Raw genomic sequence first — 21,630 nt, 5'->3', positions numbered from 1 at the left:
TCTTCCATATCTACAAAGTGGATTTTATCTACTTTTACCACCCGAATGAAAATTGCCATTGTCATACTGAACTGGAACGGAAAAAAATTCCTCGAAATGTTTTTACCAAAAGTGGTTGAAACAAGCAGGAATATTGCCGGGGTTTATGTTGCCGACAATGGCTCCACAGATGACTCGCTGGCTTTTTTGGAAAATAACTTCCCGTCTGTAAAAATTATCAGGCATGCGATGAACCTTGGATTTGCCGCAGGTTACAACCGTGCACTCAATCAAATTGACGCTGATTATTATGTGTTGTTGAATTCTGACATCGAGGTCACACAACATTGGATTGAACCTGTCATCGAGTTAATGGAAAGCGATGCGCAGATTGCCGCCTGCCAGCCTAAGATTCGTTCGTATAACAATCGACATCTGTTTGAATATGCCGGTGCTGCCGGCGGATTTATCGATCGGTTTGGATATCCGTTTTGCAGGGGAAGAATTTTTCAATCCATCGAAGAAGATCATGGCCAGTACGATGAAGTTTCCGAAATATTTTGGGCCAGCGGAGCTTGTCTTTTTATCAGAGCAACCTGCTTTAATCAAGCCGGTTGCCTGGATGATGATTTTTTTGCCCACATGGAAGAAATTGACCTCTGTTGGAGACTTAAACACCTGGGCTACAAAATCATGTATTGTGGAAATTCAACAGTTTATCACATCGGAGGCGGCTCACTCGATAAGTCATCACCCCGGAAAACCTATTTGAATATTCGCAATAACAGCACGCTGCTTTATAAAAATCTCCCGAAGGAGCAGCTCATTCCTGTATTTCTTGCCAGGTTTTTTCTCGACATGATGGCCTCCGTTAAATTTTTAGTTGATGGAGGATTCCGGCATTTTATCGCAGTTTCAAGGGCACACTTCGGTTTTTATTTTTCCTATAAAAAAAACAGGATAAAACGTAACAAAATAAGGCACAAGCATGTATCACAAATTTACAATGGGAATATTGCCCTGGATCACTTCCTTAAGGGAAAGAGGAAGTTCAGCCAGCTTGATAAAAACAGGTTTTTAACCGGTGAAAGTCATTAATCGGTTTTTTACGGGTTTTGTTGGTAAAAGTGCTTTTATTGCTATTAATTGTCGTTTTTTTTGTTATTTGGAATAATTATTTAATTTTGCAACCGTATTCACTACCTGAATTTCAAAGAAGTACGATCAAACTTATTCAATCCTTAAACTAAATCATTGATGCTTATTGGAATAGCGTTGATTTTTGAATCACAGTTTCCATGTGTTCCATAGTTAAGATCTGAATGAAATCATCACAAAGTTCTGAATCCTGATGCACCATCCCGGCTATTGAATGCCTTGATGAATGCTGCATTTTAATTAGTAAAACAATCATAAACAAGAAATTTTAAATTATTCATAGATGTACGATATTATTGAACTCAACGGAAAGGTTCTCACGGAATTAAGAGATATTGCCAAAGAACTTAACATTTCCAAAATCAACAACCTCAAAAAGCAGGATCTGGTGTACAAAATACTTGATCAGCAAGCCCTTAACCCACCAAAACCGAAATTCGAAGAAAAGAGCAACACTGACTTCAACAAGAACAAGCGCAAAAGGATTGAAACCAAATCATCCAAAGATAGAATTGCATCAAGCACTGATAAAGAAGCCGTTACCAATGTTGCATCTCTACCTGTTGCAGATGTAAAAGAAAATGTTCCAACGGTTAAGGAGGAAGAAAGCAAAAACCAGAAACCTGAAGTCTTGGAGAAATTCAAAAAGCATCCCTTAGAAAGAAAATTTCAAAAACCTGAAAGCGACAATAAAAACCAAACGCCAGTTACGGAAGAAAAGACTCAGAGACAGCCAGTTGCTGAAATTGTTGAAAAACCGGCGGTTGAAAACCGGTTTCCCAGGAAAAATATCGGATTTCAAAAAGAGACCGAGCAACCAAAAAAAATTGATCAAACTGAAACCATCAATTTCAACCAGGAAAAACCGGAAGAAGAGAACAGACCCGACCGTTTTCAAAATCAGGAAGGTAGAACTGCAGAACAACCACAACGCCCTAAATTTCACGAAAAGAACCGTGATAAGTACTCATTCGAAGTGGACGGTGTAGTTTCTACCGAAGGTGTACTCGAAATCATGCAGGATGGCTACGGCTTTTTACGCTCATCAGACTACAACTACCTGAACTCACCCGATGATGTTTATGTTTCACAGTCGCAGATAAAACTCTTTGGTTTAAAAACAGGTGACACCGTTCGCGGCAGTATCCGTCCGCCAAAGGATGGTGAAAAATTTTTCCCGCTTATCAAGGTTGAAGAGATCAACGGACGTGACCCCGAAGAAGCACGTGACAGGGTGCCTTTCGACTTCCTGACTCCCCTTTTCCCCGAAAAGAAGTTTAAACTTTCAGGACACCCCAACGAATCCATCTCCACTCGGATCATCGACATGTTCACCCCAATTGGCAAAGGTCAGCGAGGATTAATTGTAGCTCAGCCCAAAACAGGTAAAACAGTATTGCTCAAAGAAATTGCCAACGCTATTGCCGCCAACCACCCTGAGGTCTATATGATGATCCTCCTGATCGATGAACGTCCGGAGGAGGTTACTGACATGCAACGCAGTGTAAGAGCCGAGGTGATTGCTTCCACATTTGATGAGCCTGCCGAAAGACATGTAAAGATTGCCAACATTGTACTTGAAAAAGCCAAACGACTTACCGAATGTGGTCATGACGTGGTAATTCTGCTCGACTCCATTACACGTCTTGCAAGGGCTTACAACACTACAGCACCCGCCTCAGGTAAGGTGCTATCAGGCGGTGTTGATTCCAACGCCCTGCAAAAACCCAAGCGGTTTTTCGGCGCTGCCCGCCAGATCGAAAACGGCGGCTCGTTGACCATCATCTCAACAGCCCTTATTGACACCGGATCAAGGATGGATGAGGTTATTTTCGAAGAATTTAAAGGCACCGGTAACATGGAACTCCAACTCGACCGAAAAATATCCAATAAACGAATTTACCCGGCAATCGACATTGTTGCCTCAAGCACACGTCGCGATGACCTGCTGCTTGATAAGGAGATGCTACAGCGGATTTGGATTTTGCGTAATATCCTTGCTGAAAGGACACCAATCGAGGCGATGGAATTTTTGAAAGATAAAATGCGGTTTACCCAAACCAATGAGGAGTTTATTATCTCGATGAATAGTTAAAAGGAAAAAAAGTTATTAAACAAATCGGGGAATTCAAATAAAGTATTAATTTTGCGCCCCTAAAAACTGAATAAATTTCGACATGGCAAAAAAATCAAAAGACGCAAGGGTTCAGGTAATTCTGGAGTGTACAGAGCATAAAACCAGCGGGCTACCCGGAACATCAAGGTACATTTCTACTAAAAACAAGAAGAACACACCTGAAAGAATGGAGTTGAAAAAATACAACCCCATCATGAAAAAAATCACCATTCACAGAGAAATTAAATAAAGGAAATAGATTATGGCAAAGAAAGTTGTTGCTACACTGCAAGCCGCCGGAAAAGATTACGCAAAAGTAATCTCGGTTGTTCGTTCAAAAAAAACCGGCGCTTATACGTTCAAGGAAGAGATTATGCTGAACGATAAAGCTCAGGAACTGGTTAAGAAAGGATAAATTCGTTCTGCCAGCCTAAAATCAAACACAAGCCTTTTCCGTCAGAGGGGAAGGCTTTTTGTATTTAAACACATTAAAATAAAGTAATCATGGGGATTTTCGACTTTTTTTCAAAAAAGAAAAAAGAACAGCTCGATGAAGGGTTGGAAAAGACCAAACAGAGTGTTTTTTCAAAAATAACCAAAGCCATTGCAGGTAAGACAAAAGTGGATGATGAAGTGTTGGACAACCTGGAGGAGGTACTGGTTAGTTCTGATGTGGGAGTAACCACCACACTGAAGATTATCGGTCGGATTGAAGCCCGTGTGGCGCGTGACAAATATCTGAATGCAGGTGAATTACACACCATGCTTAAGGAAGAGATTGCAGCTATGCTCGCCGAAAACGACAACGGCGAATTGCTGGGGTTCGATTTCCCAAAACGCGATCTTCCTTATGTGATAATGGTTGTGGGTGTTAATGGTGTTGGAAAGACAACGACCATTGGCAAACTGGCTCATCAGTTCAAGACGGCCGGCAAATCCGTTTTGCTGGGTGCTGCCGATACTTTCAGGGCTGCCGCTGTTGATCAGCTGACGATCTGGTCGCAACGGGTTGACGTGCCTCTTGTTTCGCAGGGGATGGGAGCTGATCCTGCATCGGTAGCTTACGATACATTGAAATCGGCTGTGGCCAATAAAGTTGATGTGGTCATTATTGATACTGCAGGCCGCCTGCACAATAAAATCAACCTGATGAATGAGCTGACAAAGATTAAAAGTGTGATGAAAAAAATCATCCCTGATGCTCCGCACGAAATACTTCTCATCCTCGATGCTTCTACCGGTCAGAACGCCATTGAACAGGCAAAACAGTTTACAGCAGCCACCGAAGTGAATGCACTGGCGCTTACCAAGCTTGATGGTACGGCCAAAGGTGGAGTGGTCATAGGAATTTCCGATCAGTTTCAGGTTCCGGTGAAATACATTGGGATAGGGGAGAAAAAAGAAGACCTGCAACTCTTTAACAAGTTTGAGTTTGTGGATTCCCTTTTTAATGAATAAATATCCGCGAACGCATTGAAAACTAAATCCATTCAAAATTCAATCAGTATCATCACACTGGGCTGCTCCAAAAACCTGGTGGACTCCGAGGTGCTGATGCGTCAACTGCAATCGGGTGGAATGCAGGTTGCGCACAACCCCGAGGAAGTGAACGCTGATAAGGTAATCATCAATACGTGCGGTTTTATTAACGATGCAAAAGAGGAATCAATAGAAACCATTTTGAGTTTTGCAAGGGCAAAAAAGGAAGGGAGCATTAAGGAATTGTATGTAATGGGATGTCTTTCGGAGCGCTACCGCAAGGACCTTGAGAATGAAATCCCGGAAGTTGATGGCTTTTTTGGCGTGGCCGAATTTCCGGCAATCCTCCGAAGCATTGGCGTGGATTACAGGAAAGAGTTGCTTGGAGAGCGAATCATAACAACACCTTCACATTATACTTACCTTAAGATTTCGGAAGGATGCGACCGTAAATGTGCCTTTTGCGCCATCCCGCTGATCAGGGGAAAACACCGATCAAAAACCATTGAAGAATTAACTGAAGAAGTCAGGTTTCTGGCCTCCAACGGGGTTAAAGAACTTATGATCATCGCACAGGATTCCACCTATTATGGTTTAGATATTTACGGTAAACGAAAACTGCCGGAATTGCTCGAAAAACTTTCTGAGGTTTCAGGTATCGAATGGATCAGGTTACATTATGCCTACCCTGCGGGTTTCCCGATGGAAGTGCTGGATGTGATGCGTTCATCATCAAAGATTTGTAATTACATCGACATTCCTGTGCAACATATCAGCGAGCCGATCCTAAAAGCAATGAAACGGGGGCATACAGGCAGGCAAACCCTGCAGCTGATCCAAAAATTCAGAAAAGCCATTCCCGATATCGCTATCAGAACAAGCATCATTGTTGGATTTCCTGGTGAGACGAAAGATCATTTCAGCGAATTGAAGGCGTTCGTAGCTGAGGCTCAGTTCGAACGGCTTGGCGTATTCACTTATTCCCATGAGGAAAATACTCCTGCTTTCAAGCAAAAAGACAATGTTCATGCGGCAATAAAAAAACAGAGGGCAGCACAACTCATGGAACTTCAGGAACAAATCTCCTTCCAGCTGAACCAGGACAAAGTGGGTAAAATCATGAAGGTGATCATCGACCGGAACGAAGGTGGATACTGGGTTGGCCGCAGCCAATATGATTCGCCTGAGGTGGACAATGAAATTCTCATACCTGAGCAATTTCACCTCAGGCAAGGCAATTTTTATCCAATAAAAATTTCATCTGCAGAAGCATTTGATCTTTACGGTGAGCCTGCCATCGATTAAACTCCGCACCATTTATCAAAGCTTTTTGTTACCAGTATCCACCGATGTTAGTAAATTTGCAAAAAACTATTTAATCATGAAAGTTCTAATCTTATTCTTCAGCACACTTTTCATTGCAGCATCCTGTCATTTTACTATTGATAGCAGCGATGGAGGAAGCCAAACCAATCAAACGGACGGTAAAGGCCGGAAGCAGGGTTATTGGATCGACACGATCGAAAATATAAAAAGTGTAGGGTTTTATCTCGATGATAAGAAAGACGGGAGTTGGATAACATATCACAAAAACGACCTGGTTCAATTTGTCGAAAACTATAATGAAGGCAAAAAAAATGGCGCATTCATCGAAATTGACAGCAGGGGTTATTTGGTTTCAGAGCAATTTTATGTGAATGATCAAAAGCATGGCGCTTACAGGGTTTACGAACGAGGTTCCAGGTTAATTCTTGAAGAGAATTATATTAGCGGCAAATTGGAAGGATTGAAGCGTGCTTTCTATGCGAGTGGAACATTGCAGGAGGAGTCAGAGCACAAAAACGGAATTAAGAATGGATTATCAAAATGGTACACGCAAAATGGAAATTTAATTGCTGAATATCTTTATGTCGACGGGAAATTTGAAGGTACCCAAAAGACATTCTATGAAAATGGTGCGCTTTTAACCGAAGAGACTTACGTGAATAATAACCGCGAAGGTGAACACCGTGAATATCACCTCAACGGAAAAGTAAAGGAGGAAGGCCTGTTTAAGGATAATCTTAAGCATGGAATATGGAAGGTCTATGATGAAGACGGAAATTTAGTTAGTGAAAAAACTTTCGACCAGGGCATAGAAAAATAAACCGATTCATGTTCAGAAAAATAAGAAATCCCTTTGCAGGGATGAGCGGCTACGACTGCTTTGGCTGCTCGCCTGACAATCCCATCGGGCTGCGGTTGAACTTTGTGGACGAAGGGGAATACCTCACAGCCACCTGGATACCGGAAGATCATTTCCAGGGCTACCACGACCTGCTGCATGGCGGTATTCAATCCACGCTGATGGACGAAATTGCAAGCTGGTTTGTTTATGTAAAAATAAAAACCGCCGGCGTCACTTCCAGGCTCGAAGTTAAATACAAAAAGCCCGTTCTCATTAACAAAGGAGCTATTAAACTCAGGGCGAAGCTCATCTCCCAAAGGCGAAACCTGGTGGATATCGAAGTTGAATTATTTGACAATGAAGGGCAACTTTGCGCCCATGGAATCGTCCAGTACTTCACATTTTCCGAAAAACTTTCAAAAGAAAAATACTTCTATCCTGACTCAGGAGATTTTTACTTCGAAAAAGGTGAGGAAGAAATGAAGTGATGACTGCCCGTCTCTTTGCACACGAAAGGGAGATGAGCAATCAAAAGGAGGCAACCTACCCCATTTACAGTTGTTCGCAGAGTCGCTCAAAAAACTCCGGCCAGACCATACCACCATCTTTTTTACCCATCCTGACGATGATGATATTTTTTTTTGGGAAAACATAAATGTATTGGCCAAGTACTCCTTTTGCGAAAATTGCGCCGTCTTCTTTTACCCGCCATTGATAAGTATAAGGATAACCCTGTGAATCTCTTGAATCGTTCACTATGCGCATCGTTGAATCGACCCATGCCTCCGGAATAATTTGCTTATCGTTCCAGTTACCTTTATTCAGGTAAAGCCTTCCAAATTTTGCCAAATCAACCGCCCGTGCATTGATGCAGCAAAATGCCTTGGTCTGGCGGTTTCGTTTACTGTCCACACTCCATGAAGCATCATATTCCATCCCGAGCGGTTTCCAGATTTTTTCCTCAAGCAATTCCGGCAGATGCTTTCCTGTGGCGCGTTCGAGAGCCATTCCAAGCAGTTGATTGTTCACACTGATGTAATCATATACTTCATCAGGTGGCCGCTCAATCTTCAGTTTCCTGATATACCGGTTCAGGTTTGTACCATAATAATATTTGGCCATGTCGGAAAAGGGATTTGAGTAGCCCTCATTAAACCGGATCCCGGAGCGCATATTCAGTAAATGTTCGAGGGTGATGTCTCCAAAACGCAAATCTGCTGTGAGGAGTTCAGGAAGGAAATCAGTAACAGGTTCGTGAACAGACTGGATATATCCTTCGGCTATAAGAATACCGGTAAGCGCTGAAATAAAAGATTTACTCAATGAAAAAGAGGCGATAATGGCATCCTCAGTATATTTATCAAAATACTCCTCCATTAAAATTGTATCATTTCTGATCACAAGAAACGCAACTGTCTCACGCTGATCGAGAAATGAGCGCAAATCTACCGACTTGTCATCGGTGGCAAATGGACCGGGGAGTGCCGGTGTCATCTTCTCTGCCGGCTGTTCGAAGTAATAGATCTTCTCCCCTGATGATACTGGTTCAGATGGGAATTTTTTATAATCAGTGATTCCGGCATAATTCCAGTAAAAATACCTTCCTACATGACATGATGGGAAAATCATGATCAATGACAGGAACAGGCAGAGTTTCGTTTTAATCGTTTTCAACATCAATCTTTTGTTTTTCCCTGAATTTCAACATCCATCTTATCAGCTTTGCAACTACGGTTTTACTATTCTAAAATCCAGGTAATCAAACATCCTGCTTACTTTTGCTATGATAAATATCTAAGGCCAAAATCATAGCCAGAAATCCCCAAATAGGAACTGATGCTTTATCAGTGTCAAGGAAATTATTAAGAAAGCCATGTACGAAGTAGGTTATCAGTGCAATAGCGGCAGTTAAACTCATCATTCGTACTTCACGGTCAGTTGTTAATCGCATCACCTTGAAGGCTGTGTAAATCGCGATGATCACTACCATTACCATTGTCAACATTCCAAGTATTCCCTGCTCTGCCAGAGGGCCGATGTACTCGCTGTGAGCATTACCCATGTCGCCCAGATTGGTACTGATAATGGTTTTTTCTTTGCTCCGCTGGAATGGGGCGTACAAAAACTGGTACGTACCGGGTCCCCAACCAACTACCGGGCGTTCCTCGAACATGCGGATTCCCGCCTGCCACCGGTTAATTCTTTCAAGATTGGATGCATCGGAGCTGATATTGTAGATAGATTGAACATGTTCGATTAAATCGGCTGAAGAGTCCTGCCTGTTTCGCTCCAGCGTTTCGAGAATTTGCTGCTGAAAACTAAAAAGGCTGATTAAAAGGACAATAAAAATACCAAGAAGGTATTTGAATTTGATCTTCGTCAAGATGATCAGGTAAACCGCAAAGCCAACAGCCACACTGATCCATGCTGCACGGCTGTATGACAATAGAATTCCTGTCAGTAAAAGCACCAGGACAAACAATGAAGACATCCTGACCGAAAATTTGTAACTTTTGTCAAAAATGAAAGCCACTACAAATGGAATAAACATAGCGATAATGGCCCCATACGCTGTGTGATCGTTGTAAAACGGTTTTACTGCCCAACTACCTGCCCGCTCCGTAAATCCCAACCCGGCGTGACGTATCGTTGTGTAGATAACCACAATAAGAAGCCCAAAAAGGTAAAGCCAAATAAACCGCTTTGTGTTGCTGAATTTTTTAAATAACACCACCCCGACAAAAAAGAATGGTACAACAAACCATAACCTTGCAACCAGAAACTTCGCCGACACTGCCGGAAGTTCACTGGTTAATGTTGTGACAAAAATCCACGCAAGATTAGCCATTACAGCAAGAGAAAGCGGGTGCCGGAGTATTTTCCGGTCAAAACCATAGCCGGCAATAATTTTTAAAACAAAAATAATAAGTACTCCGAACATAAGTGGCTCGGCTGGCAATGACACGCCGAGATTAAATTCAGAATGCACAAGATAAATAGAGAGCGGCGTGAAGAAGGTAATCAGCAACAGCACCTTATCCATCGAAAAGATGTATAGCAATACGATTACCAGCAACAAGGGAACCAGCAGGAACCAATAAAAGTCTTTGAGGATTAGCATGATATTCAGAAAAATGAATAACACACTAATGCCGTAAACCCAATATAGTTTTATTCTTTCAGTCAAAACCCTGTCAATTATTTATAGTAGTTTGTTCGTAACTGTCAACAACAATCATTATGATTGCAGAGATAAAGAGAGCACTGGCTGCAGTAATAAATACAATGATCCAACGCACCGGGTAACACTTTTTATCAGCTGGTACAGGATTGGTTACCACACTGGCGAAAGTCAATTCTTTACTCACATTTCGAAGGGCATCCTCATAAGAAACCAGGTAATTGTTATAGGCATGGGTAACGCTTGTCAACAAATTTGTTAATAATAAAAGTGAATCTCCTTTGCTTTCAATGTCGCTCTTCAGCTTCTTTATTTCGTTTCGGTTGATCTGTGCAGTAGCTGATCCGTCAAAAGTTCCAAGATAGCCCCTGGTGACTTCGCCGGTTTGAATTCCATAGTCGATTAAACCATATTTCATCCGCATATCAACAATACAAACCATAAGGGAATCGAGTTGCTTTTTTTTATCAAGCAATCGCTTTTCTTCCAGCACAAGCACTTCCCTGTATCTCACCCGATGGGCTTCATTCACTTTCTGGTTGTAAAGATCGATCATCGCAAGTACCATTTGACATGCGATATCGGGGTCCTTATCCCAAATTTCGATTTTCACTGACTCAAACTTTGTGGTTGTTATAAAAACATGTTTTTGCAATTTCCTGTAAGTATTCGAAACAATCTGAGGATCAGATGAATCCATTTTATAGTGAGTGGTCAGATCAAACCTGGCAATCAGACTATCCGATATGTCCCTTGACTCAAGCCATTGAAGCATTTGTTCAGATTCATTTTCAGTAGAATAAATTGTTTCTATCTCCGGATAAAGGATCGCAATTGATTTATATTTCGGGGTAATAAAAAAAGGACTTGAAAAAATGACAGACAACACAATACTAATCAGCACTAATATTGCGAGATGTATTTTTCTCCTCCACAAAATATTTAGAATCCCCTGGTTATTGAACAGATTTTCCATTTAAGTTTTTTATTGACCAACGGTTGGTAAAAAAACCGGAGGTGTCAGTAGTGAAAGAAATTGAGTAAAATATCTGGTGACATCAGTTTGTAGCATAATGAGCTTAAAAAGTAAGGATAAATGGATCAAAAATTCCGTTTGATTGATTCGTAATTTTCAATGATCAAAATTGCGATCAGCGATAAAAACAATGCCCCGATAGCCGTAACAACCACAATCACCCACCGAACAGGGTATGCTTTTTTGTCCGCAGGATAGGGTGCTGAAACCACATTGGCATAAGTAATTTCGCGGTTGTAATTCATCAAAGCAGCATCAAGATCTACTTTGATTTTTGAATATTCATTCACAAGATTATAAAGCCGGTCATTATTGAATATCCAATCACCACCCAATTCCTCAAGGTTCTTTTTTAGTAGTAAAACTTCCCTGGTATTGATGTTTTGCGCTGCATTGTTTCCGTCAACGGTGCGAAGAAACCCTCTGGCGACTTCGCGCGACTGGTTGGGATAGTCAATGATTCCATAATTCATTCGCAGGTTGGCGTGAATTTTTTCTATAGAATCAATTTCAACTTTTTTCGCATCCAGTCTCTTTTGGATAAAAGCAACAACTTCTCCGTATTTTTCCTTATGTGTTTTAAGAATTTTCTGGTTGTAAAAGTTGATGATATCTTCCACCATCTGGGATGCAATCAGGGGGTCGGTATCAAAAACCTCTATCCTTACCGATTCATAAGGAGTTTTTGAAATGTTGACATTCTGATCAAATTCATAGTTAATAGTAGATTGGAAATACTGGTATGATGAATCAATTTTGTAACGACTGGCAAGATCGTATTTGGAAATCAGTTGATCACGTATGTCGCGTGACTGAAGAAACTGCAACATTTGTTCCGACTCACTTTCGTCAGAATAGGGTGTTACATTACTTGGGTAAATGATCGCGTAGGACTTGAATTTTGGTTCGATAAAGAGTGGCGAGGAAACGATCGCAGCCAGCACGATACTGATAATAAGGATGATGGCCAAATGAAATTTCCATTTGAACAGCATCTTCAGCAGATTTGTATTTGCAAAATATTTCTCCATTTGATTATCCTTTTGATCTGTTTGTCTTGAATTTCTATAGTGTAAATGCTTATTATGGTTCCTTTTTTTTATTGCCCTTGGTTTGTTATCTTCATTATGCCTATCGCTCATCCTGGTTTCAACGTTTTGTGCGTCGTATCCTCGATCGTTTTTTTTTTCAGCCTCAGGCTTGTTCGATTGATCAGCAGCGTTAAAGTTGGTATTCCTTTTCTTTTGATCAGGTGAATTGCCCCTGTTTTCCTGTAACCGGTCATCCTCAGAATTTCCTGTAAAATCCCTTTTTCCAGAGGCTTTGATGGCAAAGGGAAGGTATTCCCTGATATTTTCAAGGATGAGAATCATAATCATTGAGAAAAGAAAAGCCGAAATGGTTGTTACCAGTACGATTAACCATCGGATAGGATAGGCTTTTCGCTCAGATGGGAAGGCGCTGTTTACCACAAACTTGGTAGGTAAAACCTCTTCGGCATCTGTTCTGGCTTCTTCGTATTTGGATTTGAGCAAACTAAGTTTCTCACGATCGTATTCCAACTGGTCCCTCAACGCCACATAGGGTCCACCATATCTGGCAAGAATATCCATTTTATTTTGAAGCCTCCTGATTCCTTCCATATTGTTAGCAGCCATCTCTTTGGCCATTTGCTGGTTGATCATTTCTGATTGCGATTCGTAATCATTGATACCCAACTCCCTCAGTTTGGTCAGCGAGTCTTCCATCTGCTGCATTTCGGACAACAGGTTAAAGTATTGTGCTTTTACAATTTCAAATCCCTTTTTTGCCCGTTCCTGCTGAATCTGGCTTTTGGTAGAGTCAAGCAAATCGGCAATCCTGTTGGCAATATCAGCAGCAAAGTAAGGATCAGTGTCAAGCACTGAAATTTTTACTGCCATGAATTCGGTTCGTTTAAAGGAGATATTGCTTTCGTAACGACGATGAAGCTTGCTTAGCCTGTATTTGGCATCGGGACTGATGTCATAGTGTTTTTCAAGGCCGAATTCTTCAATGATACGGTCACGTATCCGGTTTGAATTGAGAATTTGAAGCATCTGTTCCGTCTCTTCATCTACCCCAAAATCGAGAATTCCTTTCTGCATCGAACCACGGTTCTCTGTGAGCAGTGCCTGAGAGATGGCATTAGTGGCTGCCGGATACATGATCACGGTTGACCGGTATTTATCGGTGATAGTTAACGAAACTATCGTAGAGCCGACAATTGCTAAAACCACCACCCAAATCAACGGCTTGCGCCATTTGTATAGAAACAACAGAATGTTTGTTGAATCAAAACTGTCATTTGCCGGTTTTCGTTGAACCATAGGTGTTTTTGTCATTTAAGAGCGCAAAAATAGAACTTTTTATCATGTGAACTGATAAAATTAATTGCATGATCAACCTTCTTCAAAATTTGCGTCCAATTCCTCTTTACTTCTTAAAATATCGATAAATCCCTTGATATTTAGCAGTTTAAGCAAGGTTGCCAAAGCAACAGAAGCGCCGACCATCAGCATAAAGTTATATATCCAGTTCCCGAAAATTTGTTTCGAAAAAACGTTGATCAAAACAATTCCAACTGCAAAGGTCGCCAATGTGGAAAGGAACCTGTAATTTGGTTTAAACCCGAACAACCTGCAGGCGATCAGCAACTGGATGAAGGCTGTTGCATATTGAGCGATCAGGCTCGCATAGGCTGACCCGACAGCGTAAAGCCGGGGAACAAGAATCATGTTTATGGCGAAATTGAGAAACATTCCACTGGCAGCAACAATATTGAGTGTTTTCAAACTTCCGTTGGCTGTAAGCAGCGTGCCAAAGACATAAGTAGTTGAGATGGCAATGTATCCAAACATCAGCAGCCGAAAAACCTCAGCCGATTCTTCCACGTGGTCGTGGTACATCAGATTCATCAGTTCAAAACTATAAAAATGAGAACCGATGGCAACTGTGGATGAAATAATAAACAGCAGTGTGGCTGCCAGTTTTACAACCTGCACGACATTTTCCCTATTTTTAATCATACGTGAAAACAACGGTAGCAGTAAAACCGAGAATAAATAGGCTATCATATTGGAGGCATCGAGTAGCCGGTATGCCGAAGCATAAATACCCACTTCGTATTCGCCGATATCCGCAGGAAGCAATCGCTCAATCATCACTGAATCGATGCGGTTGTAAAAAGTCATCAATAGCACCAGTATTGCAAAAGGAAAGCTTTTCCTGATAATCATTACAAAAAATGGCCAGTTCCAGTTTAGCCTGCGGAATTCAGCTTTTTTAATCACTACAATTGAAGCCACTATAGCTGTGAGCAGATAGGCAGTCGTTTGTGCATACACAAACCACTCGATACGAAATAAACTGGTTGTAACATGTCCCCAAATCAGAACACCACAGATCAGGATCATCAGTACCCTGTCAAGTACCGAAAGAAAACTGTCGGTGCGAAACATCAACAGGCCTGAAACATTAGATCGCAGATACAGGATAAATGAAAGCAAAAACTGGTTAAAACACATAAAGCCGAGCAATCCGAGTTGATTGGCACTGAACCCGATAATGAGGCCAACGCTGAAGGTGATGATCGTATAAAGTACAGCAAGCAGTAATTTGATGATAACGATCCCTGAGAAATGCTTGTTTAGCAACTGGCTATGCTGAGCGATATTCCGGTTGTTGTAGTTGGTAATTCCAAAATCGAGAAGAATATTGAAAAGGAAGGAAAAGTTGAACAGTACATAATAAAACCCGTAATCCTCAGCGCCGACGATATTTTGCACCGATCGGTCAATGCCAAGAATCCAGAATGGTTTCACCAGCAGGTTTAAAAACAGTAAAAGAATTAAATTGGATAAAAATTTCTTTTTCATTCAGGGACTATAAATCTTTACTATGCTTAAAACACCTCTAAAAGACGGTTTTATCCTTTTGGTGGTTGCGTTGTTAAACCCATCAAAATATCCCGCGTTTCGGGCTGTAAAAGTAAAAGAAAACAAGAAAGCCGATATTCATCTGAACTCCATTCATTGAAGTGCTAAAATTTTTCGATGACCAGGGAAAATTAAGCCTGCAACTTTCATAAAACATCGGAAAATCAAACTCGCCAAACACAATAATGAAAACTTCGTCATTATAATGTATCATTGAGCAATCACCAAAACAACCATTTCCACCCCCCACCCTTTCCCCTGAAGTTTTTCCATTGGTTTTCAAAAAACAATTACTTTTACCACGTCAAACGATTTGCAAAATGATTGCCAGTAATTACCATCTCAATCTTTATCACAATTTCGGCAAAGGCCTTTACGAATGCTGGCTTTTTTGAAATTAAACCAGTTCTGCTCCCCGATTTTCTTTTCCCCAATTTATTTTAAATCTTGATGAAAGGTATTGTATTCGATATCAGGCGTTTTTGCGTGCACGACGGTCCGGGAATCCGCACTACGGTATTTCTGAAAGGCTGTCCATTGCGCTGTCGCTGGTGTCACAATCCCGAAAGCCAGGAGAAACAAATTGAGCATACTAAAAAAGAAATTATTCTGGAAGGCAGAAAACTTCTAAAGGATGTTCAAATCGGAAAAGAAATGACGATTAACGAGGTATTGACTGAGATCCGAAAAGACATAGTTTTTTTCAACGAAAGTGGTGGCGGAGTGACTTTCAGCGGGGGAGAGCCGCTAAGCCAGCCGGAGTTTCTTCAACAACTTTTAAAATCATGCCAACAAGAGGGCTTACATACAGCGGTTGACACATGCGGATATGCCAATCCGGAAATCATTGAGAAAATTAGACAGTCGACCGATCTTTTCCTGTGGGACCTGAAGCATACCGACCCAATCACTCACAAGCAGTTCACAGGGGTTGACAACCGGTTGATCCTGAAAAACCTTGAAATGATATCAAAGCACAACAAGAAAACGAACATCCGCATTCCTGTAGTCCCGGGATTTAATAATACAGTTGAAGAAATGACCATTATCGTCAATTATTTAAAAAGTCTGAATGGTTCGATAACCGGGGTTAATTTGCTACCATACCACTCGATGGCAAAAGCCAAATACTCGAGGTTAAGTAAAGATTTTGCCCTGGCTGATTTTGACAAAGTTCAGGACAATGATTTATTTTTGTTCAGAGAAATTTTTGAAAAAGAAGGATTTAAAACAAAAATTGGAGGATAAATCCATGACTGATAGAATAAAAGTATTAAGAGAAAACAGCCTGAATGCCGTCAACAGGATTTCGGCTGAACGGGCACTGCTCATCACCGAATTCTACAAAAGCGATGTTGCACAGCAGGTTTCGCTGCCCGTTCGAAGGGCAATGGCGTTTGACTACATTTTAACCCATAAAAACATTTGTATTAACGAGGGTGAGCTTATTGTCGGCGAACGTGGTCCGGCGCCCAAAGCCACTCCCACCTACCCCGAAGTTTGCCTGCACACACTTGAAGACCTTGAAATGTTAGACTCCAGGCCAAAGGTTTCCTACAAAGTGAATACTGAAACGAAAAAAACATTTCGTGAGGACATCATCCCATTCTGGCAGGGAAAAACCAACCGCGATAAAGTGATGGCCAATATGGATCAGCAATGGCTGGATGCCTATGCTGCAGGGATATTTACCGAGTTTCAGGAGCAGCGTGCTCCAGGTCATACAGCTGGAGGAGAGAAGATTTTTAAAAAGGGGTTGGCAGCTATTCAGCAAGATATTCAAGCCTCTTTGGAGACCATCGACTTTTTCAACGATCCTGATGCAGTAATTAAGCGCGAAGAGCTAAAAGCCATGCACATTGCGGCCGGAGCAATGATTAAATATGCCCACCGCCATACAAACGAATTGGAAAAATTGGCAAAAGGTGAAATCGACAATGAACGCAGGTCAGAATTAAGACAAATGGCCGCTGTTTGCCGTCGCGTGCCTGAAAATAAGCCAGAGACATTCCATGAAGCCTTGCAGCATTATTGGTTCATTCATCTCGGAGTGATCACCGAACTGAACCCCTGGGACAGTTTTAATCCCGGCAGGCTTGACCAGCATTTGTTTCCATTTTATAAGAAAGAAATGGCCGAAGGAACACTGAGCAAAGAAAAAGCCATCGAATTGCTGCAGGCCTTCTGGATTAAATTTAATAATCACCCTGCACCTCCCAAAGTTGGAGTTACCGCGCTCGAAAGCAGCACCTACACTGACTTTGCCCTGATCAACCTTGGCGGTGTGAAAGCTGATGGCTCTGATGCAGTGAACGAGTTAAGCTACATTATTTTGGATATTATCGAAGAGATGCGTTTACTGCAGCCCAGTTCGATGGTGCAAATCAGCAAGAAAAACCCGGATTATTTTGTGCAAAGAGCGGTTAAAATCACCAAAACAGGCTTTGGTCAACCTTCGATGTTTAATACCGATGCCATTGTTCAACAACTGGTAAGACAGGGTAAAAGTGTTGAAGATGCCAGGAACGGAGGCGCCAGCGGTTGTGTCGAAAGCGGGGCCTTCGGAACGGAGGCTTACTTCCTGACTGGTTATTTTAACCTGCCAAAAGTACTCGAAATCACCCTCAATAATGGAGCCGACCCACAAACCGGTAAACCTATCGGGCTAAACACCGGTGACTCTTATAAATTCAGGTCTTATGACGATCTTTTTGAAGCATTTGCCTTACAGTTGGGACATTTTATCAATATCAAGATCAAGGGAAATAACATCATCGAACAGATTATCGGCAACAACCTCCCTGCGCCATTTCTCTCCCTCGTGATCGATGATTGCGTTGCCAACGGGCGCGATTACAACGCCGGAGGGGCAAGGTACAATACCAGTTACATACAGGGTGTGGGGCTGGGTAGCATTACCGATAGCCTGACCGCTATCCGCTATCATGTGTTCGATGAAAAGACCATCACTTTTGATGATTTGCTGATGGCAATGAAAAAGAACTTCGCCGGTAGTGAGGATTTGCACTACAAACTCATTTATGAAACCCCGAAGTACGGAAACGATGACGATTACGCTGATCAAGCTGCAAAGGAAGTGTTTGAAGCTTTCTATAAGTCGGTGAATGGCAGGCCTAATTCACGTGGTGGCGCTTTCAGGATCAACATGTTGCCCACCACCTGCCATGTCTATTTCGGGAGTAAGATCAATGCTTTGCCTGACGGCAGAAAGGCCAGGGAGCCGCTTTCTGAAGGCATTTCACCAGTTCAGGGCGCTGATCGCAATGGCCCGACAGGGGTACTTAAATCTGCTGCAAAAATTGACCACATCCGGACTGGAGGAACCTTGCTCAATCAAAAGTTCACACCGGCTTTTTTTAAGGATGATGACAGTATTGCAAAACTCACCCACCTGATCCGAAGCTATTTCCGGCTGGATGGACATCATATCCAATTCAATGTGGTATCAGCCGATACGCTTAAAGATGCGCAAAAACACCCTGAAAAATACCGCAGTCTGATTGTGCGGGTAGCCGGTTACAGCGATTACTTTAATGACCTGGGTGAAGACCTGCAAAACGAGATTATCAGGAGGACCGAACACGAAGGAACTACGTTGTAAACTTAGTGATTGGTGTGTTGGAATGGTGGGGAGTGACCTGAGGGCATGGGGCATGGAGCATGGGGCATGGAGCATGGGGTAAAATTTACTGAGATAAATATGATCAATACAAAGAATCGGCTAATTTTGCCAAAAAAGTCAAACATGAAATTAACCTCAAACCTTTAATATTCAATAAAAGATGGAAAATTATGGTTTTTGTCACCTCTCATCAATCCCGGTAAGAGCAGGCGATTCACATAAATCAGAAATGGTGAGCCAGTTGCTATTTGGCGAGACCTTTGAAATTATTGGTGAAAGTGGCGATTTTCAACTGATCAGAGGAACGTTGGATAAATATGAGGGCTACATCAGTAAAAAGCAACATCTGACCCTTTCAAAGGCCGAGTTTGAAAACTTATTTAGCAAGCCACCACAATTTCCTTTGAATGCCATTTCAACAATGGAAGAATTGAACTCGGGGAATAAGTTCTTTGTCATGACAGGAAGCAGTCTCAGAGGATTTAAGAATGGGAGGCTCAATGTTGGAGGAATGGAATTTCGATTTAGTGAACCAATACATGAACCTCATTTTCCTGTAAACCGCAATGACCTGGCCGAAACTGCAAAACTATTTCTTCACGCACCCTACCTGTGGGCAGGGCGGTCATTGTTTGGTATTGACTGTTCAGGACTAATGCAGGTTGTTTTCAACATTCACGGTATGATACTGCAGCGTGATGCCGCTTACCAGTCGCAAACCGGTGAGACATTAAACCTGTTATCGGAAGCTGCCACTGGCGATCTTGCATTTTTTGATGATGAAGAAGGGAAAATCACTCATGTTGGTATGCTGCTTCACGACAATAAAATTATCCATTCATCAGGGTATGTAAGAGTTGATAACATCGATCATCACGGTATTTACAATCAATCCCTGAAAAAATACACACACAAGCTGAGGTTGGTAAAGCGGGTAATTTGAAAAATAAAATCCAATTTGCCCCCATCGGGAATAATGTTGTTGCTTTGCGAAATTAGGCTTTAATCAAAGTGAATTTAGATTACATGGTTTTTGCAAACGGTATTCAGCAGCACCATTAAAAATGCCCCGAAAGTCTAAATGCTCACGGGGCAAATTTCCAAAACAGCGCAGTTGGCGTTAATCGGCAGCGGCTGTTCCCATCGCTGTGTTCCGGCTACGCTCGATAGACTGCAGGGCAAGGTATTTGTCACCAAATTTCTTAAGGTTCTCCATTTCATCGTCATATTGATTAAAATGACGTTCCTCATCTTCCACCAGCGACTCAAACAATTTCTTGGAAACAGAGTCTGCGTTTTGTGCACACTCGTTAGCCCACTTGTTATAATCATTGGCACTGCTCTCTTCCATTTTACAGGCAAGGGTGAGCATTTCGTTTACATCGTGTATGTATCTGGTTGGTTCGCTTACCTCCATTTTCACATCACCTTTGAGAAAGAGGATGCGCTCTGCCAGGCGCTCCACATGGAGCATCTCTTCGATGGCTGTGCGTTTAAAAAGGTTGGCCAGCAGGTCGTATCCCTGGTCGTCACAGTGAAAATGGAAGTACATGTACTGGTGCACTGCTGTCAGTTCGTCGGCTACTGCTTTGTTGAGCAATTCGATACTTTTTTCTTTCATGATTTCTATTTTTTGATATAAAATGTATGATTTACAGTTATGCTTCTTATCGACATCCATCCATTAACCAGATGAAGGTTACATCTCCAAAGGTTGGAAAGCAACAAAATTACAAGAAAAAACCTTGTCACCGTTCGGAAATGTGATTTTTTGGGAAATCAAATAGTTGATTTCTGTACTTTTGCCGCAAAACGACAAACCGGATGGGAAAAATTTCAAAGCTAACAAAAGCTCTTGGGTTGATCGCCCGCAAACCTTACCTGCTTAATCTTGTGCTAAACAATGATGAAGTATGGAAAACATATGTGATGCAGCATTACGGAATTGGAAACGGTTTACCGGTTGTTGACCTTGACGTAATGTTTCCCGGTTTTTCGGCAACGGTGCCCGTTTTTGCTTTCCTCGATGGCGGTTCGCTACCTACTGATATTGCGCTTTTAATAAAATTAGCCGAAGGGTTTACCGACTGTTCCTATTTTGAAATCGGTACATGGCGCGGTGAAAGCGTAGTGAACGTAGCTGGAGTAGCCAAAGATTGTTTTACCCTGAATTTGATGGATGAAGAAATGCGTCGGATAGGTCAGTCTGAGGATTACATTGGACTAACAGGCTTTTTTTCAAAAGGAAAGAAGAACATCGCCCACTTGAAAGGCAACTCAAAGAATTATGATTTTGCAGGGTTGAACAGAAAATTTGACCTGATTTTTATTGACGGTGATCATCATTATGAATCAGTGAAAAACGACACTGAAAAAGTTTTTACTCATCTGATACACAAAAATTCTGTGGTGGTGTGGCACGATTATGCCCGTAATCCCGAAACAGTCCGCCATGAAGTATTAGCAGGCATTCTTGACGGGATGCCGAAAGAATTCCATGAAAACCTTTTACACGCTGCGAATACCCTTTCGGCCGTTTACACCAACAACAAGTACCCGTCACATCCTTTGAAAAACCCCACCAAGCCTAAGTATTACTTTTCGATAAACATCAGTAAACGTTCAATTGGCGCCTCCACCAGCAATGATTAGTTTGGGTTACAGGAAAAATGAAAAGCGATAGCATCTGGTGTCATGATGCTATCGCTTCTACAATCTATTTCTTCACTACCCGTTTAACTACACTTCCGCTTTCACCCATAAATTTAATTTGGTAAACACCTGGTTGAAAGTCGTAAAGATCAATGCTTAATGAGTTTTGGCCATCGTTTGTGATGGTTTTCATTGTTGTTCCCAATGAGCCAATCACCTCAATCTCTGCAAAACCGGAAATTCCGGTGATCCAGATGGTTCCG

At 41.8% G+C, this 21,630-nt stretch carries 19 protein-coding genes; 12 read left to right on the top strand and 7 right to left on the bottom strand.

Annotation, left to right across the window (positions count from 1 at the left end):
- Window positions 1–45: 45 nt before the first annotated feature.
- The 8 genes from IH598_03925 (at window position 46) to IH598_03890 (ending at window position 7,387) form a co-directional block, all read left to right on the top strand.
- The gene (locus IH598_03925) at window positions 46–1,077 is read left to right on the top strand and encodes a glycosyltransferase family 2 protein (GenBank protein MBE0637648.1); all 1,032 of its coding nucleotides are present in this window, start codon (window positions 46–48) and stop codon (window positions 1,075–1,077) included.
- Between the two features lie 343 nt (window positions 1,078–1,420).
- Window positions 1,421–3,232: a transcription termination factor Rho gene (gene rho / locus IH598_03920; GenBank protein MBE0637647.1), complete on the top strand. Its 1,812-nt coding sequence runs from the start codon at window positions 1,421–1,423 to the stop codon at window positions 3,230–3,232.
- A gap of 82 nt (window positions 3,233–3,314) precedes the next feature.
- Window positions 3,315–3,503 (top strand): 50S ribosomal protein L33, encoded by a 189-nt coding sequence (rpmG, locus tag IH598_03915; protein MBE0637646.1) that lies wholly within the window; start codon window positions 3,315–3,317, stop codon window positions 3,501–3,503.
- A 12-nt stretch (window positions 3,504–3,515) separates the two neighbouring features.
- Window positions 3,516–3,668 carry a DUF4295 domain-containing protein gene (locus IH598_03910; GenBank protein ID MBE0637645.1) on the top strand — a complete coding sequence of 51 codons (153 nt, stop codon included), beginning with the start codon at window positions 3,516–3,518 and terminating at the stop codon, window positions 3,666–3,668.
- 89 nt (window positions 3,669–3,757) lie between these two features.
- Window positions 3,758–4,711: a signal recognition particle-docking protein FtsY gene (gene ftsY, locus IH598_03905; GenBank protein ID MBE0637644.1), complete on the top strand. Its 954-nt coding sequence runs from the start codon at window positions 3,758–3,760 to the stop codon at window positions 4,709–4,711.
- A gap of 15 nt (window positions 4,712–4,726) precedes the next feature.
- Window positions 4,727–6,037 (top strand): 30S ribosomal protein S12 methylthiotransferase RimO, encoded by a 1,311-nt coding sequence (rimO, locus tag IH598_03900; GenBank protein MBE0637643.1) that lies wholly within the window; start codon window positions 4,727–4,729, stop codon window positions 6,035–6,037.
- Between the two features lie 76 nt (window positions 6,038–6,113).
- A complete protein-coding gene (locus IH598_03895; GenBank protein ID MBE0637642.1) occupies window positions 6,114–6,878 on the top strand; it encodes a toxin-antitoxin system YwqK family antitoxin in 765 nt (254 codons plus the stop codon).
- Window positions 6,879–6,886: 8 nt separating this feature from the next.
- The gene (locus tag IH598_03890; protein MBE0637641.1) at window positions 6,887–7,387 is read left to right on the top strand and encodes a PaaI family thioesterase; all 501 of its coding nucleotides are present in this window, start codon (window positions 6,887–6,889) and stop codon (window positions 7,385–7,387) included.
- Window positions 7,388–7,451: 64 nt separating this feature from the next.
- On the opposite strand, the gene IH598_03885 is transcribed toward IH598_03890, so the two are convergent.
- The 5 genes from IH598_03885 to IH598_03865 all read right to left on the bottom strand — a co-directional run bounded on the left by IH598_03885 (window position 7,452) and on the right by IH598_03865 (window position 15,012).
- Window positions 7,452–8,576, bottom strand: a complete 1,125-nt coding sequence (locus tag IH598_03885) for a serine hydrolase (GenBank protein MBE0637640.1) — start codon at window positions 8,574–8,576, stop codon at window positions 7,452–7,454.
- 82 nt (window positions 8,577–8,658) lie between these two features.
- Window positions 8,659–10,086 carry an O-antigen ligase family protein gene (locus tag IH598_03880; protein ID MBE0637639.1) on the bottom strand — a complete coding sequence of 476 codons (1,428 nt, stop codon included), beginning with the start codon at window positions 10,084–10,086 and terminating at the stop codon, window positions 8,659–8,661.
- Window positions 10,087–10,093: 7 nt separating this feature from the next.
- A complete protein-coding gene (locus IH598_03875) occupies window positions 10,094–11,056 on the bottom strand; it encodes a hypothetical protein (GenBank protein ID MBE0637638.1) in 963 nt (320 codons plus the stop codon).
- 125 nt (window positions 11,057–11,181) lie between these two features.
- Window positions 11,182–13,464, bottom strand: a complete 2,283-nt coding sequence (locus IH598_03870) for a hypothetical protein (protein MBE0637637.1) — start codon at window positions 13,462–13,464, stop codon at window positions 11,182–11,184.
- A 72-nt stretch (window positions 13,465–13,536) separates the two neighbouring features.
- Window positions 13,537–15,012, bottom strand: coding sequence for an oligosaccharide flippase family protein (locus IH598_03865; protein ID MBE0637636.1), 1,476 nt, complete (start codon window positions 15,010–15,012; stop codon window positions 13,537–13,539).
- Between the two features lie 510 nt (window positions 15,013–15,522).
- On the opposite strand from IH598_03865, the gene IH598_03860 reads away from it, so the two are divergent.
- The 3 genes from IH598_03860 to IH598_03850 all read left to right on the top strand — a co-directional run bounded on the left by IH598_03860 (window position 15,523) and on the right by IH598_03850 (window position 19,658).
- Entirely contained in the window at window positions 15,523–16,320 is a 798-nt protein-coding gene (locus IH598_03860; protein ID MBE0637635.1) for a glycyl-radical enzyme activating protein, read from the top strand.
- A gap of 4 nt (window positions 16,321–16,324) precedes the next feature.
- Window positions 16,325–18,694 carry a glycyl radical protein gene (locus IH598_03855; protein ID MBE0637634.1) on the top strand — a complete coding sequence of 790 codons (2,370 nt, stop codon included), beginning with the start codon at window positions 16,325–16,327 and terminating at the stop codon, window positions 18,692–18,694.
- 181 nt (window positions 18,695–18,875) lie between these two features.
- A complete protein-coding gene (locus IH598_03850) occupies window positions 18,876–19,658 on the top strand; it encodes a C40 family peptidase (GenBank protein ID MBE0637633.1) in 783 nt (260 codons plus the stop codon).
- A 177-nt stretch (window positions 19,659–19,835) separates the two neighbouring features.
- Here IH598_03850 and IH598_03845 read toward each other — a convergent pair whose 3' ends face one another.
- The gene (locus IH598_03845) at window positions 19,836–20,336 is read right to left on the bottom strand and encodes a bacterioferritin (GenBank protein ID MBE0637632.1); all 501 of its coding nucleotides are present in this window, start codon (window positions 20,334–20,336) and stop codon (window positions 19,836–19,838) included.
- Between the two features lie 203 nt (window positions 20,337–20,539).
- Here IH598_03845 and IH598_03840 point away from each other — a divergent pair, with 203 nt between their 5' ends.
- On the top strand, window positions 20,540–21,367 hold the full coding sequence (locus IH598_03840; protein ID MBE0637631.1) for a class I SAM-dependent methyltransferase: 828 nt from the start codon (window positions 20,540–20,542) through the stop codon (window positions 21,365–21,367).
- A gap of 64 nt (window positions 21,368–21,431) precedes the next feature.
- Here the strand turns inward: IH598_03840 and IH598_03835 are convergent.
- Window positions 21,432–21,630, bottom strand: a 199-nt coding sequence (locus IH598_03835) for a T9SS type A sorting domain-containing protein (GenBank protein MBE0637630.1), incomplete at its 5' end; no start/stop codon positions are given.

This window comes from Bacteroidales bacterium (genome assembly GCA_014860585.1).
Classification (GTDB): domain Bacteria; phylum Bacteroidota; class Bacteroidia; order Bacteroidales; family 4484-276; genus RZYY01.
This window is presented reverse-complemented; position numbering and strand designations above follow the sequence as displayed.

Coding starts and splice junctions, on each gene's coding strand:
- IH598_03895 (MBE0637642.1), top strand. CDS start 6,114: ATGAAAGTTCTAATCTTATTCTTCAGCACACTTTTCATTGCAGCATCC.
- IH598_03865 (MBE0637636.1), bottom strand. CDS start 15,012: ATGAAAAAGAAATTTTTATCCAATTTAATTCTTTTACTGTTTTTAAAC.
- IH598_03890 (MBE0637641.1), top strand. CDS start 6,887: ATGTTCAGAAAAATAAGAAATCCCTTTGCAGGGATGAGCGGCTACGAC.
- IH598_03875 (MBE0637638.1), bottom strand. CDS start 11,056: ATGGAAAATCTGTTCAATAACCAGGGGATTCTAAATATTTTGTGGAGG.
- IH598_03910 (MBE0637645.1), top strand. CDS start 3,516: ATGGCAAAGAAAGTTGTTGCTACACTGCAAGCCGCCGGAAAAGATTAC.
- IH598_03840 (MBE0637631.1), top strand. CDS start 20,540: ATGGGAAAAATTTCAAAGCTAACAAAAGCTCTTGGGTTGATCGCCCGC.
- IH598_03860 (MBE0637635.1), top strand. CDS start 15,523: ATGAAAGGTATTGTATTCGATATCAGGCGTTTTTGCGTGCACGACGGT.
- rpmG (MBE0637646.1), top strand. CDS start 3,315: ATGGCAAAAAAATCAAAAGACGCAAGGGTTCAGGTAATTCTGGAGTGT.
- IH598_03850 (MBE0637633.1), top strand. CDS start 18,876: ATGGAAAATTATGGTTTTTGTCACCTCTCATCAATCCCGGTAAGAGCA.
- IH598_03885 (MBE0637640.1), bottom strand. CDS start 8,576: ATGTTGAAAACGATTAAAACGAAACTCTGCCTGTTCCTGTCATTGATC.
- ftsY (MBE0637644.1), top strand. CDS start 3,758: ATGGGGATTTTCGACTTTTTTTCAAAAAAGAAAAAAGAACAGCTCGAT.
- IH598_03870 (MBE0637637.1), bottom strand. CDS start 13,464: ATGGTTCAACGAAAACCGGCAAATGACAGTTTTGATTCAACAAACATT.
- IH598_03855 (MBE0637634.1), top strand. CDS start 16,325: ATGACTGATAGAATAAAAGTATTAAGAGAAAACAGCCTGAATGCCGTC.
- IH598_03845 (MBE0637632.1), bottom strand. CDS start 20,336: ATGAAAGAAAAAAGTATCGAATTGCTCAACAAAGCAGTAGCCGACGAA.
- IH598_03925 (MBE0637648.1), top strand. CDS start 46: ATGAAAATTGCCATTGTCATACTGAACTGGAACGGAAAAAAATTCCTC.
- rho (MBE0637647.1), top strand. CDS start 1,421: ATGTACGATATTATTGAACTCAACGGAAAGGTTCTCACGGAATTAAGA.